This window comes from Pseudomonas sp. BF-R-24, assembly GCF_019947335.1.
Lineage (GTDB): Bacteria > Pseudomonadota > Gammaproteobacteria > Pseudomonadales > Pseudomonadaceae > Aquipseudomonas > Aquipseudomonas jessenii.
Map to the genome: position 1 here is coordinate 49,315 of NZ_JAGYGG010000006.1, position 13,486 is coordinate 62,800.

The 13,486-nt window shown below is 59.7% G+C and carries 14 protein-coding genes; 6 read left to right on the forward strand and 8 right to left on the reverse strand.

Features of this window, described 5'->3' with window-relative positions; all coding sequences use genetic code 11:
- The 4 genes from phrB to KGA98_RS06785 form a co-directional block, all read right to left on the reverse strand.
- Positions 1-1,443, reverse strand: a complete 1,443-nt coding sequence (gene phrB / locus KGA98_RS06770) for a deoxyribodipyrimidine photo-lyase (RefSeq protein WP_223501902.1) — start codon at positions 1,441-1,443, stop codon at positions 1-3.
- A 21-nt stretch (positions 1,444-1,464) separates the two neighbouring features.
- Positions 1,465-2,406, reverse strand: a complete 942-nt coding sequence (locus tag KGA98_RS06775; protein ID WP_223501903.1) for a MerR family transcriptional regulator — start codon at positions 2,404-2,406, stop codon at positions 1,465-1,467.
- Positions 2,406-3,365, reverse strand: a complete 960-nt coding sequence (locus KGA98_RS06780) for a YbgA family protein (protein WP_223501904.1) — start codon at positions 3,363-3,365, stop codon at positions 2,406-2,408. The genes KGA98_RS06775 and KGA98_RS06780 overlap by 1 nt, the downstream gene beginning before the upstream one ends.
- Before the next feature lie 153 nt (positions 3,366-3,518).
- A complete protein-coding gene (locus KGA98_RS06785; protein WP_057713325.1) occupies positions 3,519-4,505 on the reverse strand; it encodes an NAD(P)/FAD-dependent oxidoreductase in 987 nt (328 codons plus the stop codon).
- Between the two features lie 196 nt (positions 4,506-4,701).
- Between KGA98_RS06785 and KGA98_RS06790 the strand changes: the two genes are divergently transcribed.
- Positions 4,702-5,604, forward strand: coding sequence for a TIGR01777 family oxidoreductase (locus KGA98_RS06790; RefSeq protein ID WP_223501905.1), 903 nt, complete (start codon positions 4,702-4,704; stop codon positions 5,602-5,604).
- A gap of 13 nt (positions 5,605-5,617) precedes the next feature.
- Positions 5,618-6,640, forward strand: a complete 1,023-nt coding sequence (gene hemH, locus KGA98_RS06795; protein WP_154860512.1) for a ferrochelatase — start codon at positions 5,618-5,620, stop codon at positions 6,638-6,640.
- 103 nt (positions 6,641-6,743) lie between these two features.
- Here hemH and KGA98_RS06800 read toward each other — a convergent pair whose 3' ends face one another.
- Positions 6,744-8,018, reverse strand: coding sequence for a uracil-xanthine permease family protein (locus KGA98_RS06800; RefSeq protein WP_057713328.1), 1,275 nt, complete (start codon positions 8,016-8,018; stop codon positions 6,744-6,746).
- 2 nt (positions 8,019-8,020) lie between these two features.
- Entirely contained in the window at positions 8,021-8,659 is a 639-nt protein-coding gene (gene upp / locus KGA98_RS06805; protein ID WP_053159679.1) for a uracil phosphoribosyltransferase, read from the reverse strand.
- 166 nt (positions 8,660-8,825) lie between these two features.
- Here upp and KGA98_RS06810 point away from each other — a divergent pair, with 166 nt between their 5' ends.
- From KGA98_RS06810 to KGA98_RS06825, 4 genes are all read left to right on the forward strand, one after another.
- Complete coding sequence (locus KGA98_RS06810) at positions 8,826-9,383, forward strand: hypoxanthine-guanine phosphoribosyltransferase (RefSeq protein WP_008045996.1); 558 nt, start codon at positions 8,826-8,828, stop codon at positions 9,381-9,383.
- 3 nt (positions 9,384-9,386) lie between these two features.
- A complete protein-coding gene (locus KGA98_RS06815) occupies positions 9,387-9,860 on the forward strand; it encodes a WbuC family cupin fold metalloprotein (RefSeq protein WP_057713329.1) in 474 nt (157 codons plus the stop codon).
- 175 nt (positions 9,861-10,035) lie between these two features.
- Positions 10,036-10,521: a hypothetical protein gene (locus KGA98_RS06820; protein ID WP_223501906.1), complete on the forward strand. Its 486-nt coding sequence runs from the start codon at positions 10,036-10,038 to the stop codon at positions 10,519-10,521.
- A gap of 63 nt (positions 10,522-10,584) precedes the next feature.
- On the forward strand, positions 10,585-10,872 hold the full coding sequence (locus tag KGA98_RS06825; protein ID WP_223501907.1) for a PA4642 family protein: 288 nt from the start codon (positions 10,585-10,587) through the stop codon (positions 10,870-10,872).
- A gap of 66 nt (positions 10,873-10,938) precedes the next feature.
- Here KGA98_RS06825 and mqo read toward each other — a convergent pair whose 3' ends face one another.
- Positions 10,939-12,447 carry a malate dehydrogenase (quinone) gene (gene mqo, locus KGA98_RS06830; protein WP_154860509.1) on the reverse strand — a complete coding sequence of 503 codons (1,509 nt, stop codon included), beginning with the start codon at positions 12,445-12,447 and terminating at the stop codon, positions 10,939-10,941.
- A 739-nt stretch (positions 12,448-13,186) separates the two neighbouring features.
- A complete protein-coding gene (locus KGA98_RS06835) occupies positions 13,187-13,426 on the reverse strand; it encodes a hypothetical protein (RefSeq protein WP_057713332.1) in 240 nt (79 codons plus the stop codon).
- Positions 13,427-13,486 lie beyond the last annotated feature (60 nt).

Consider the following 13,486-nt stretch of genomic DNA (forward strand, 5'->3'; position numbering starts at 1 on the left):
TCATGACCCAACGGCGGCGTATTGCCGTGAGGGCAGGTTTTTGAATGCCGTCAACGCACGTGTACGGGAAGTACCCAGGTCGACGATCGGTGAGGGGTAATCCACAACACCGAAAAGGCCGCCGAGATTGGCCGGGTTGTGCACGTCTTTTTTGTTCAGAGCGGCCAGTTCCGGCAGCCATTGCTTGATGAACACGCCTTCGGGGTCGAATTTTTCCGACTGGCTCAACGGGTTGAAAATCCGGAAATAAGGCGCCGAGTCGGTGCCGGTGGAAGAACTCCACTGCCAGCCACCATTGTTCGCCGCCAGGTCGCCATCAATCAGGTGACGCATGAAAAAGCGTTCGCCTTCGCGCCAGTCGATCAGCAGGTTTTTGGTCAGGAACATCGCCACCACCATGCGCAGGCGGTTGTGCATCCAGCCGGTTGCCAGCAGTTGGCGCATGGCGGCGTCGATGATCGGCAAGCCGGTGCGTGCCTGTTGCCAGGCGGCCAGTTCTTCTGGGGCGTTGCGCCAGGCCAGGGCTTCGGTTTCCGGACGAAACGCGCGGTGCCGGGAAACCCGTGGGTAGCCTACCAGGATGTGTTTGTAGAACTCGCGCCACAGCAGTTCGTTGATCCAGGTGACAGCGCCGGTCTTGCCGCTTTCGAATTCACCTTGATTGCTGTTCAAGGCCGCGTGCAGGCATTGGCGCGCAGAAATCACTCCGGCGGCGAGATAGGCCGAGAGCTGACTGGTGCCGGGCTTCGCCGGGAAATCCCGTTCGCTTTGATAGTGCTCGATCTGCACATCGCTGAAGCTGTCGAGGCGACGCCGGGCTTCGGCTTCGCCCGCCGGCCACAGGTTGCGCAGGTTATCAGCGGGTGTTGCGAAGCCGTCGACACTCAAGGGGATCGCATCGCTGGCAATGTTCAGCGGCGCTTGTTTGTGCGGCGCGCGTACCAGGCTGGGCAGCGAGTGGTGCAGTCGTTCGTAGCAGACTTTGCGGAACTGGCTGAAGACCTGAAAGTAAGTGCCGGTGCGGGTCAGTACGCTCCCGGGCTTGAACAGCAATTGATCGAGGTAGCGGCGAACTTCGATCCCTTCAGCCTGTAGCGTCCGGACGACCGCTGCATCGCGATGTGACTCGTGGATGCCGTATTCCTCGTTGAGGTGCAACGCATCGACCTGCAGCTGTCGGCACAGGTTCAGCAATACGCTGGGTGCGTCATCCCAGCGAGGCGCCAGGCGGATCAGCAGGGGAATGTTCAGTTGACCCAGTTCGCGGTTCAACTCGCGCAGGTTGCGCAGCCAGAAGTCCACTTTGCAGGGCGCATCGTCGTGTTCCAGCCATTGTTCCGGACTCAGCAGATACACCGCCATGCACGGGCCGCGAGCCGCGGCGGCCGAGAGGGCGGTGTTGTCATGTAGGCGCAAGTCGCTGCGCAGCCAGATCAATTGCATTTTGGTATCCACGCGATTCATTTAAATCAGCCCGCGCTGAACCAGTGCCTGATGTGCCGACAACGGATCTTCGGCCAGGTACAGATCAGCGATCACAGCGGTACTTGCGGACAACTCGGTGTGGTGGATGCAGACCGTTGGTCCGGCAATCATTTTTGGGCAACTGACGCCTTTGAACAGTTTCGGCAGATGCGCCGGATTCAGGGCTTTGCTTGAGTACAGTAGAACCCCTCGGGGTTGCAGAAGTTCGACCGCCAATGTCAATTCTCCGACAGGCAATGGCCAATCGAAGACCTCCACAGGGCAATCCGCGCTGCTGATCAGCCAGGCCGTGAGCCACAGGTGCGGCTCCATGGGCAGGTCCGAGTGGTTGACCAGCAGCAACGGCGCGGTGCGCAGCTGACGATTGTTATGGTAGATGCGCGCTCCGAACTTGCTGCGCAGCCAGGCACAAAAAAAGCCCCGCTCCATCTGCGCCCCGAACTGGCCTTGCCAGCGTTGCTCCAGAGCGGCCAGCAAGGGCATCAGCAATTGCTCGCACAGGGTTCGCGGCGGATACAGCGCCATCGCCTGATTGACGCTGTCATCCAGGGCGCGTTCCTGCAATCGGCTGACGGCCTGCAGCAACGTTTGCAGCAAGGCGTGCCAATCGTTGTCGACGGACTCGCTGAAGGCTTGTGGCGTGTCGAGCAATGGTTTGACCTGGCTGACGGCAACGCCACGGTTGAGCCAGGTGAGGATGGTCTGGATGCGTTGTACGTGGTCGGCCGAGAACAACCGATGGCCCTTGGGCGTGCGTAGCGGCACGATCAGACCGTAGCGCCGCTCCCAGGCACGCAAGGTCACGGCATTGACTCCGGTTTGCCGCGCCACCTCACGGATCGGCAGCCAGCCTTCGTCCAGCGCCTTTTTAAAGTCATCGCCGAGGTCTTCGCGGGCGCTGGTGTCGAGTGCTTTTTTCATCAAATGGCGTTTCGCAGGCTGAGGTTTTCCGGGTGCGGTTGCAGGTAAACCTGCTGCGCGATGTACGGATCGGGGTGTTGGCGAAAGTGATGTTTGAGCAGTGTCAGCGGCACCACCAGCGGCACGATGCCCAGACGGTACTGGCTGATCACGTGCTGCACTTCCCGCTTGTCTTCGCCGCTGATGGCCTGTTTCAGGTAGCCACTGAGGTGTTGCAGGACGTTGGTGTGAGTGCGACGTGTGGCGCATTTTTTCAGCGCCGCCATCAGTTCGCTGAAATAGCGGGGGCCCAGTTCCTGCGGATCGGTATTGCCCATGTTGCCCAGCAGGTTGCCCAGGGTTTTGTATTGCACCGGGTTGTGGGCCATCAGCAGATATTTGTAGCGCGAATGAAAGTCCGTGAGACCGCGCCGGGTCATGCCCTCTTGGCGTAGCTGCTGCCAGGCGCTGTAGGCGAACACCCGGGTGAGGAAGTTTTCCCTCAGCACCGGATCGTTGAGCCGGCCGTCTTCCTCCACCGGCAAGTCCGGGTGCCGCAGGCAGAAAGCCCGGGCGTAGATCCCGCGCCCGCCATTGTCCGCCCGTGCGCCGCTGGCGTGGTAGACCTTGACTCGCTCCAGGCCGCAGGACGGGGAATTTTGCATGAAGATGTAGCCGCAAATATCCCCCAGATGCGCTGCCATGTCCCGGCCGTAGGTGGCCAGCGGTTGTGTCACGTTAAGGTTGTGATCGAGGGTGCCCACGGCTTCGGGTTGATCTGCACTGCCCACCAGCCGAATCGGTTGGCGGGGTACGCCCAGGCCGATGGCCACTTCCGGGCAGACCGGGATGAAATCGAAGTAGTCAGTGAGGGTGCGGCTGCACAACCGCGATTCCTTGTGTCCGCCGTTGTAGCGTACGTCGAGCCCCATCAGGCAGGCGCTGATGGCGATTTTCGGTTTGGCGGGGGAGTGGAGCATCGGAGCACCTCGAATCTAAACCTGTACAAACATTTGGGTCTGTACAAGATAACTTCATCATAGATTCGAAGTTGTACAAGTCAAATTATTTGTATAGGTTTTTGACGGGCTGCTGTCAGGGCGACAGCAGCGATTTGCTCGGATTGATGCTCTTTACTGCAGGTGCTCATGCAAGCGGCGGGCGGCCTCCTGACCGCTGAGCCAGGCCCCTTCGACGCGTCCGGACAGGCACCAGTCGCCACAGGCGTACAGCCCCAGGTCGGCATCGGCCAGGGTGCCCCATTCGTGACTGCTGGCGGGGCGGGCGTAGAGCCAGCGGTGGGCGAGGCTGAAGCTCGGCGCGGGCATTGAATCGTGCAGCAGTTCGGCAAATGCGCCGTGCAACTGTTCGATCACCGCTTCCTTGGACAGGTCGATGTGCTGGCGACTCCAGGCGCTGGTGGCATGCAAGACCCATGTGTCGAGGGTGTTGTCGCGTCCGGGTTTACTGCGGTTTCGGGCCAGCCAGTCGAGGGGGCTGTCCTGTACGAAGCAGCCTTCCATGGGCGTTTCCAGCGGCGTTTCGAAGGCCAGGGCGATGGCCCAGGTCGGGTCCATTTTCACCCCGGCGGCGGCCCCGGCGAGTTTCGGCGCCGATGCCAGCAGAGCCGTGGCCTGTGGGGCCGGCGTGGCGATGACCACATGGCTGAACGGTCCGTGGGTGAAGCCTTCGGCGTCCTGCAGGTGCCAGTGTTCTTCACCGCGATAGACCTCGGTGATCCGACAGGCGAAATGCACTTCGAGGTCACCGAGCAGGGCGCGGGTGATGGCGCTCATGCGAGGCGTGCCGACCCAGCGGGTCTGCTCGTCCGGCGACAGGTTGAGTTGGCCGCCATGGTAGGTGTACAGCTGCGGCGTCCATTCGGCGACCCAGCCCTTGGCTTGCCAGCGCTGGACTTCGTTGACAAAACGCCGGTCGCGGGCAGTGAAATACTGCGCGCCCATGTCCAGGGCACCCGCATCGCTGCGCTTGCTCGACATGCGCCCGCCGCTGCCGCGACTTTTATCGAACAGTTGGACCACGTGCCCGAGGTCCGTCAGGGCCTGGGCGGCGGAGAGTCCGGCAATGCCGGTGCCAATGATTGCGATAGGTACAGTCATAGGGGCCTCGTTTACCTTTCTGTACAGACTACGCCGGGGTTCAAACCTGTACAATATTGTTTTTTGGTATAACTTTTAGCGTTCTCGATCTGACAGCTTGGCCTATTGTTAAACATAGAGCCTGCTCGATACCAAAGATCCCTGCTTATAAAAATAGACTAATGGACAAGGTAAAACGCCACGCGAGGAAGAAGTCATGCACATATTGCTGACCGGCGGTACTGGTTTGATAGGACGTCAGCTTTGCCGGCACTGGTCGGGTCAGGGATATCGCCTGACGGTCTGGAGTCGCCAACCTGAAAATGTCGCGAAAATATGTGGTGCCCAAGTGCGTGGAGTTGCACGTCTGGAGGATCTGGGGCAAGAACCTGTCGATGCGATTATCAATCTTGCCGGGGCACCGATTGCCGACCGACTCTGGACGCACAAACGCAAAGCCCTGTTGTGGAGTAGCCGCATCACGCTGACCGAAACCCTTCTGGCCTGGCTTGAAAGCCGCGCACAGAAACCGCAGGTGCTGATCTCCGGTTCTGCAATCGGTTGGTATGGCGATGGTGGCGAACGTGAGTTGACCGAAGAGTCGCCACCGGTCATCGATGATTTTGCCAGTCAGTTATGTGTCGCCTGGGAAGAGACCGCACAGCGAGCTGAGGTGCTGGGCATTCGCGTCATCCTTATTCGAACCGGGTTGGTGCTGTCGGCAGAGGGCGGCTTTTTGTCGCGGCTGTTACTGCCGTTCAAACTGGGCCTGGGAGGGCCGATCGGCAACGGCCGGCAGTGGATGCCGTGGATTCATATCGACGATCAAATCGCCCTGATTGATTTTCTTCTGCATCGCAACGAGGCCAGCGGTCCCTATAATGCGTGCGCGCCCGAACCCGTGCGTAATCGCGAGTTTGCCAAAACACTGGGTAGCGTGCTGCATCGCCCGGCGTTCATGCCGATGCCGACCCTTGCCTTGAAAGTAGGCCTGGGCGAATTGTCTTCGTTGTTGCTGGGCGGCCAGCGCGCCACTCCAGTGCGTTTGTTACAGGCTGGTTTCACTTTTAAGTTCACGGATTTGCGCGCGGCTTTGGACGATCTGTCCAGTCGCCTTTGAAATAGGACGTTGCATGACCGATCACGCGTTGCTTCTGGTCAACCTGGGTTCACCTGCCTCCACCTCGGTGGCGGATGTGCGCAGCTACCTCAATCAATTTCTGATGGACCCGTACGTGATCGACCTGCCATGGCCGGTTCGACGGCTGCTGGTGTCGCTGATCCTGATCAAGCGTCCCGAGCAGTCGGCCCATGCTTATGCCTCGATCTGGTGGGACGAGGGCTCGCCGCTGGTGGTGCTCAGCCGTCGCCTGCAACAAGCGATGACCAGTCAGTGGCAACACGGCCCGGTCGAATTGGCGATGCGTTACGGCGAGCCGTCGATCGAATCGACGCTGGTGCGCCTGGTCGCGGCGGGGCACAAGCGAATCACCCTGGCGCCGCTTTATCCACAGTTCGCCGACAGCACCACGACTACGGTCATAGAAGAGGCCAGGCGCGTGGTACGCGAGAAAAACCTCGACGTGCAGTTGTCGGTACTCCAGCCGTTCTACGACCAACCGGAATACCTCGATGCGCTGGTGGCCACGACCCGGCCGCATTTGCAGCAGGATTTCGATCATTTGCTGATGAGTTTTCATGGCTTGCCGGAACGGCATCTGAAGAAACTCAACCCCGGTCACAGCTTCGAGGGTGGCGGTGATTGCTGCGCCGGGGCGCCACCGGAGGTGGTCGCCACCTGTTATCGCGGCCAGTGCCTGCGTACGGCGGCAGAGTTTGCCAAGCGCATGGGATTGCCGGAGGGCAAGTGGTCGGTGTCGTTTCAGTCGCGGCTGGGGCGCGCTAAATGGATCGAACCCTACACCGAAGCGCGCCTCGATGAGTTGGCCAAAAGCGGCGTGAAAAAGATTCTGGTGATGTGCCCGGCGTTCGTAGCCGATTGCATCGAGACCCTGGAAGAGATCGGTGATCGCGGCAAGGAGCAATTCCGCGCAGCAGGGGGAGAGGATCTGGTGTTGGTGCCGTGCCTCAACGATGACCCGCATTGGGCGAAGGCGTTGAGTGCGTTGTGCGAAAGGGCGCCGTTGGCGCTTTAAAAGCTTCGCGAGCAAGCCCGCTCCCACAGGGAAATGCATTCCAAATTGTGGGAGCGAGCTTGCTCGCGATAGCTGTCTGGCAGACTACAAATATCTCAAGCTGTCAGATCAGCGGCTCATTCGCCTTCTTGTGCTTCCAGCTGTCATTGCCCGGCAGGATCAGGTTCAAACCGATCGCCACCACCGCGCACAGCGCGATACCCTTGAGGCCGAAATCGTCCGGCCCGGTGCCGGTGCCGATCAGCACGCCGCCGATCCCGAATACCAGGGTCACCGAAACAATCACCAGATTGCGCGCCTCGCCCAGATCGATCTTGTGGCGGATCAGCGTATTCATCCCCACCGCCGCAATCGAACCGAACAACAGGCACAGAATCCCGCCCATCACCGGCACCGGAATGCTTTGCAGCAGTGCGCCGAATTTACCGATGAACGCCAGGCTGATGGCGAAGATCGCCGCCCAGGTCATGATTTTCGGGTTGTAGTTCTTGGTCAGCATGACTGCGCCGGTCACTTCGGCGTAGGTGGTGTTGGGCGGGCCGCCGAACAGACCGGCCGCCGTGGTGGCGATGCCGTCGCCGAGCAGGGTGCGGTGCAGGCCGGGTTTCTTCAGGTAATCGCGACCGGTCACGCTACCCACGGCAATCACGCCGCCGATGTGTTCGATGGCCGGGGCCAGGGCCACCGGAACGATGAACAGAATCGCCTGCCAGTTGAATTCCGGTGCGGTGAAGTGCGGGATGGCGAACCACGGTGCCGCCGCAATCTTCGCGGTGTCGACCACTCCGAAGTAGAACGCCATGCCAAAACCCACCAGCACGCCGGAGATGATCGGCACCAGGCGAAAGATGCCCTTGCCGAAAACCGCGACGATCAGTGTGGTCAGCAGAGCGGGCATCGAAATCATCATTGCCGTCTGGTAATGAATCAACTCACTGCCGTCGCCGGCCTTGCCCATGGCCATGTTGGCTGCAATCGGCGCCATGGCCAGGCCGATCGAAATGATCACCGGCCCGATCACCACTGGCGGCAGCAAGCGGTCGATGAAGCCGGTGCCTTTGATCTTCACCGCGAGACCGAGGAAGGTGTAGACGAAACCTGCCGCCATCACGCCGCCCATGGTCGCGGCCAGGCCGAACTGGCCCTTGGCGAGAATGATCGGGGTGATGAAGGCAAAGCTCGATGCCAGGAACACCGGCACCTGACGCCCGGTGACGATCTGGAACAGGATCGTTCCCAGGCCGGCCGTGAACAGCGCCACGTTCGGGTCGAGACCGGTAATCAGCGGCATCAACACCAGGGCGCCGAAGGCCACGAACAGCATCTGTGCACCCGACAGCACCGTGCGCCAGAGCGGATCGTTGAACTCTTGCTGCATGGTCACGCGTCCTTCTGCTTGGTGCCGAAGATCTTGTCACCGGCATCGCCCAGCCCTGGGATGATGTAGCCGTGTTCGTTCAGTTTTTGATCAATGGAAGCGGTGTAGATGATCACGTCCGGGTGAGCTTTTTCTACAGCGGCGATGCCTTCCGGGGCGGCAACCAGCACCATGGCGCGGATGTCCCGGCAGCCGGCCTTTTTCAGCAGGTCGATGGTGGCAACCATGGAGCTGCCGGTAGCGAGCATCGGGTCGATGATCATCGCCAGGCGTTCGTCGATTTCCGGAACCAGTTTTTCCAGGTAGGTGTGGGCCTGCAGGGTTTCTTCGTTGCGGGCAACGCCCACGGCGCTGACCTTGGCGCCCGGGATCAGGCTGAGCACGCCCTCAAGCATGCCGATGCCGGCGCGCAGGATCGGTACGACGGTTATCTTCTTGCCGGCGATTTTCTCGACCGACACTGTGCCGCACCAGCCTTCGATATCGTAGGATTCCAGCGGCAGGTCTTTGGTGGCTTCATAGGTCAGCAGCGCGCCGACTTCCTGAGCGAGCTCACGGAAATTCTTGGTGCTGATGTCTGCGCGGCGCATAAGGCCAAGTTTATGACGGATCAGCGGGTGGCGGATCTCATGGATGGGCATGGGGAAAGGCTCCGGCGGCGGGCAAAAAAACCGGCCTAGATTAATCTATCCGAGGGTGTTGTCCTATAGACATACAGTACGTTAGTCCACAAACGCTTGATCTGGCCTCGCTTGATGCGTACCTTTGCCCGCTTTTCCTGATTCCGCCACCCCTTTGGAGAGCACCATGTCTGCTGATCTCGAGCATATCCGTCAAATCATGCGAGAGGCTGACTGCCTGTACACCGAAGCTGAAGTCGAGGCGGCCATCGCCCGCGTCGGTGCACAAATTAACGATCAACTGGCGGATTCCAACCCAGTGGTGTTCTGCGTGATGAACGGCGGGCTGATTTTCTCCGGCAAGCTGCTGACCTATCTGCACTTCCCGCTGGAAGCGTCCTACCTGCACGCCACCCGTTATCGCAACGAAACCAGCGGCGGCGATCTGTTCTGGAAAGCCAAGCCGGAAGTTTCTTTCATCGACCGTGACGTACTGATCATCGACGACATCCTCGACGAAGGTCACACCCTGGGCGCGATCATCGACTTCTGCAAGCACGCCGGTGCCCGCAAAGTGCACACCGCCGTGCTGATCGACAAAGACCACGACCGCAAGGCCCGCCCGGACCTCAAGGCCGATTTCGTCGGTTTGCCGTGCATTGACCGCTACATCTTCGGTTATGGCATGGACTACAAAGGTTACTGGCGTAACGCCAACGGGATTTTCGCCGTTAAAGGAATGTAAGACATGGATACGCCTCGCTTTCTGGATCAGACCTTGTTCGCCGAACTGGCCGGAAAAGCCGCGGCCAATCCTCGTGGGCGCCAGCACCACAATTTCCATCAGATGGAAGACGCCTGTCATCGCATGGCGGTGGGGCTGCAGCCGTCCACGTATATCCCGCCTCATCGGCATTTGGGCGACAACAAGGCCGAAACCCTGTTGGTCCTCAAGGGGCGGCTGGGTGTGTTGATCTTTGACGAGGCCGGTGCGGTGTTGAGCAAGACCGTGCTGCAGGCCGGTGGGGACTGTGTCGGCGTGGACCTGCCAACCGGTGTGTTCCACGGTTTGGTGGTGCTGGAGGCCGACAGCCTGATGTTCGAATGCAAGGCCGGTCCTTACCGCCCGGTCGGTGAGGGTGAACTGGCGCATTGGGCGCCGCGCGAAGGCGAGCCGGGTGTTGCCGAGTATCAGGCCTGGATGCGCGCGCAGTTCGACTGATTGATTTTGCACCCTGTAGGAGCCAGCTTGCTCGCGATGGCGATGTCACTGACGCATTGATGCTGGATGTGCCGACGTCATCGCGAGCAAGCTCGCTCCCACAGTGGCTTCTGTGCATTTGAACCACGTCCGTTTGCTCATGCTAGAGTGTTCGGCCCCGATTCCGGAGCCTGTCATGAGCCGTTCGATCCGCTGCTGCGCCGCCCTGTTGCTGACCCTCAGCCTGCCACTGGCCGCCGCGCCGGCGCTCATGCACAGCCAATTCCTGCCGCCGGACGATCTCACGCTGCGCGATGCCGATCCCGAGCAGCAGCAACTGATGCAGGTCACCGATTATTCGGTGGTGGTCGGCGCTCAGCGTCAATCCAATCAACAGCCGATTCCGGTCACTTCGCCGCTGATGATTCGGCTCAAGGGCAAATCCCTGAACAAGGGCGCCACCATCAGTCAGGTGCTGGTCAACTTCGATGGTGAAAGCAAAAGCCTGAAGAAGCCGGTCTACGACGATAAGAGCAAAACCCTGACCCTCTATTACCCGCTCGCTCAATACCGGGTAGTGATCGACTTGTTGCGCAACGACACGGTGTATTGCCAGTTTCTCAGCTACGCCAATGGCCATGTCTGGGCCGATCTGCACACCGGCAGCACTCGTGCGCGTTGAGCCTTGAGCTCGCGCAGGGGTAAACTGCCCGCCCCGTGAAATGTCTGCGAGCTGGAGTCGGCAATGCGTAAAGATAAAAAACAAGTGATTGGTGACGAGATCGGCGATGAGCAGATCAAGTTGTTCCTCGATTTCGAACCGGTCGACGCGACTTCTCCGTCCCTGCACAAACTGGTCAAGGCCTACCGTGGCCTGCGCATCGACGATTTCGAGCGTTTCCTGACGTTCTTCGTCGAAGCGGGTTACGACCTGAATGGCAAGGATGAGCACGGCAATGACTTCGTCGCCCTGATCAAGGATCAGCGCAACGCGCCGGACTACATTGAACTGATCGAAAAAGCTCGCAGCTGAGTAAATTTCAGCCATAAAAAAACGCCCCGCTCTCAGTGAGAACGGGGCGTTTTTTTTAAGGCCGAATCAAGCGTAGCTTTCGGTCTCGCTGCTGGCTTCAACCAGTTCCAGGGCAACGTTGTTCTGCGTGTTGATCTTGCGATACAGCGCAGCGTCGGTTTCCAGGACCTTTTCCCGGGCCGGGAAAATTTCGGCCAGTTTGGTGGCCCATTCGCCCTTGGCTTTGCCCGGGAAGCATTTTTCGATCAGCTCAAGCATGATCGAAACGGTCACCGAGGCACCTGGCGAAGCGCCGAGCAGTGCCGCCAGGGAACCGTCCTTGGCCGCGACCAGTTCGGTACCGAATTGCAGGATGCCGCCTTTCTTCGGGTCTTTCTTGATGATCTGCACCCGTTGACCGGCCACTTCCAGGCGCCAGTCTTCAGCTTTCGCCTCAGGGTAGAAGCGACGCAGGGACTCCAGGCGCTGCTCCATCGACTGCATCACTTCGCTGACCAGGTACTTGGTCAGGTCCATGTTGTTTTTTGCCACGGACAGCATCGGCCCGATGTTGCCGGCGCGAACCGACATCGGCAGGTCCATGAAGGAGCCGTGCTTGAGGAACTTGGTGGTGAAGCCGGCGTACGGTCCGAACAGCAGGGATTTCTTGCCTTCAACGACGCGGGTGTCCAGGTGCGGCACGGACATTGGTGGCGAACCCACGGCAGCCTGGCTGTAGACCTTGGCCTGGTGGTGCTTGACCACTTCCGGGTTGTCGCAACGCAGCCATTGGCCGCTGATCGGGAAGCCGCCGAAGCCTTTGCTCTCTTCGATGCCCGAGGCCTGCAGCAGCGGCAATGCCGCACCGCCCGCGCCGAGGAAAACGAACTTGGCGTCGACTTCACGGGTGTTGCCGCTGTTGACGTCCTTGATGCTGACAGTCCAGCCGCCGTTGCTGCGCTTGAGGCCGGTCACGCGCTTGCAGTACTTGACCTGGGCATCGGGTGCGCTGGTCAGGTGCTTGAGCAACTGGTTGGTCAGGGCGCCGAAGTTGACGTCGGTGCCATTGATCACGCGGGTCGCGGCGAGGGTTTCGCCAGGATCGCGACCAGGCATCATCAGCGGCATCCACTCGGCCATTTTGGCCTTGTCTTCGGTGTACTCCATGTCGGCGAAGGCGTGGTGCTTGCTCAGCACCTTGAAGCGTTCCTTGAGGAAGGACACGCCGCTGTCGCCCTGCACGAAACTCAGGTGTGGCACCGGGCTGATAAACGATTTGCACGAGCCGAACGTGCCTTTTTTGGTCAGGTACGACCAGAATTGCTTCGACACCTCGAACTGGGTGTTGATGTGCACGGCTTTCTTGATGTCGACGGCGCCATCGGCGGCCTGCGGCGTGTAGTTGAGCTCACACAGCCCGGCGTGACCGGTACCGGCGTTGTTCCACGGGTTGGAACTCTCCGCGGCACCGGAATCCATCAGCTCGACGACTTCCAGCTTGATCGCGGGGTCGAGCTCTTTGAGCAGTACTGCAAGGGTGGCACTCATGATGCCGGCCCCAACCAGTACTACGTCGACTGCTTCGTTATGCGCCATTTAACGCGTCTCCAAAATCTGCAGCACCAAATTGTCGGCATGGCTGCCAGGAGTGACGGGGCGTGTCAGTGTTGCCCCAGGTACCCATGGCAGGATCGCCATGTCCGAATCTTCGCAATTTATCGCAACTTCGACGGACGCTACCTGCCAGGCCTAATGAGCCATATGAACTCATTTCAGCGCGCGGGAGGCAATTCGACTTATGGTCGATACATCCGTTTGTGCAACCAAATCCGTAGCGGACAGGCTTCAGGCTCCGGTGTTCGAGGAATACTCGGTCCTGTGTCGTTGGGCTGTTGTAGACGCTAATGGTGCATGTTCAGACGCAAAACTATTCATTTGCTCGCCACACTCTTGTGAAGTTGTGAAAACCCGTTTTTTTCACGCTCTTTTGAAGACGTGAACCTCAAAAAGGGCTGTCCCAGCCTGGCACCGTGCCCGGATGGATTGCCGCCATGGGATACAGGGCAGGCAAAACGGGCAAACAGCTCAGTGACCGAGCGTAATGACAGCTCTGCAGATTCGCGAAAAGTGGAGGTTTTGCTCAACAAAACAGCAAGCGCGCCAGCTTCACTCGATCTGTGTGGGCGGCTCTCTGTGGGCGGTGCGGGGGTGTCAATACAAGCGCATTGACGATGCTGCGAGGCCCGATCAGGAGACGTCCTTATAATCGGGGGGAGATTGTATCTAAGAAACGCAGGGAAATGGTCGTGTTTAATGACTTTTATTAGGTGTTTGGTCAGGTCGTCATCATTTGCTGTGCACGCGAGCGTGGCCGGTGCTGCTGCGAAACGACGCGAGCACCGGCAGGCAGCGGCTGATTCAGCCAGTTCAGGCGGATCTCTTCGATTTCAACCCAGCCATCGCCCATGGGCTGGAGGCTGCACTGTTTGAAGGCCTGGCAGCGGCCGTTGCGGTCGAGCAGGGCGAAGCAGCGATGCAGTGGGCGTGGCGCGAACAGGGAGATCAGATGGCGCATGGCGATATACCGTTTGGGTGTCTGCCGAGAAGATTGCCTGCAGGCCATTACGTGCAAGTG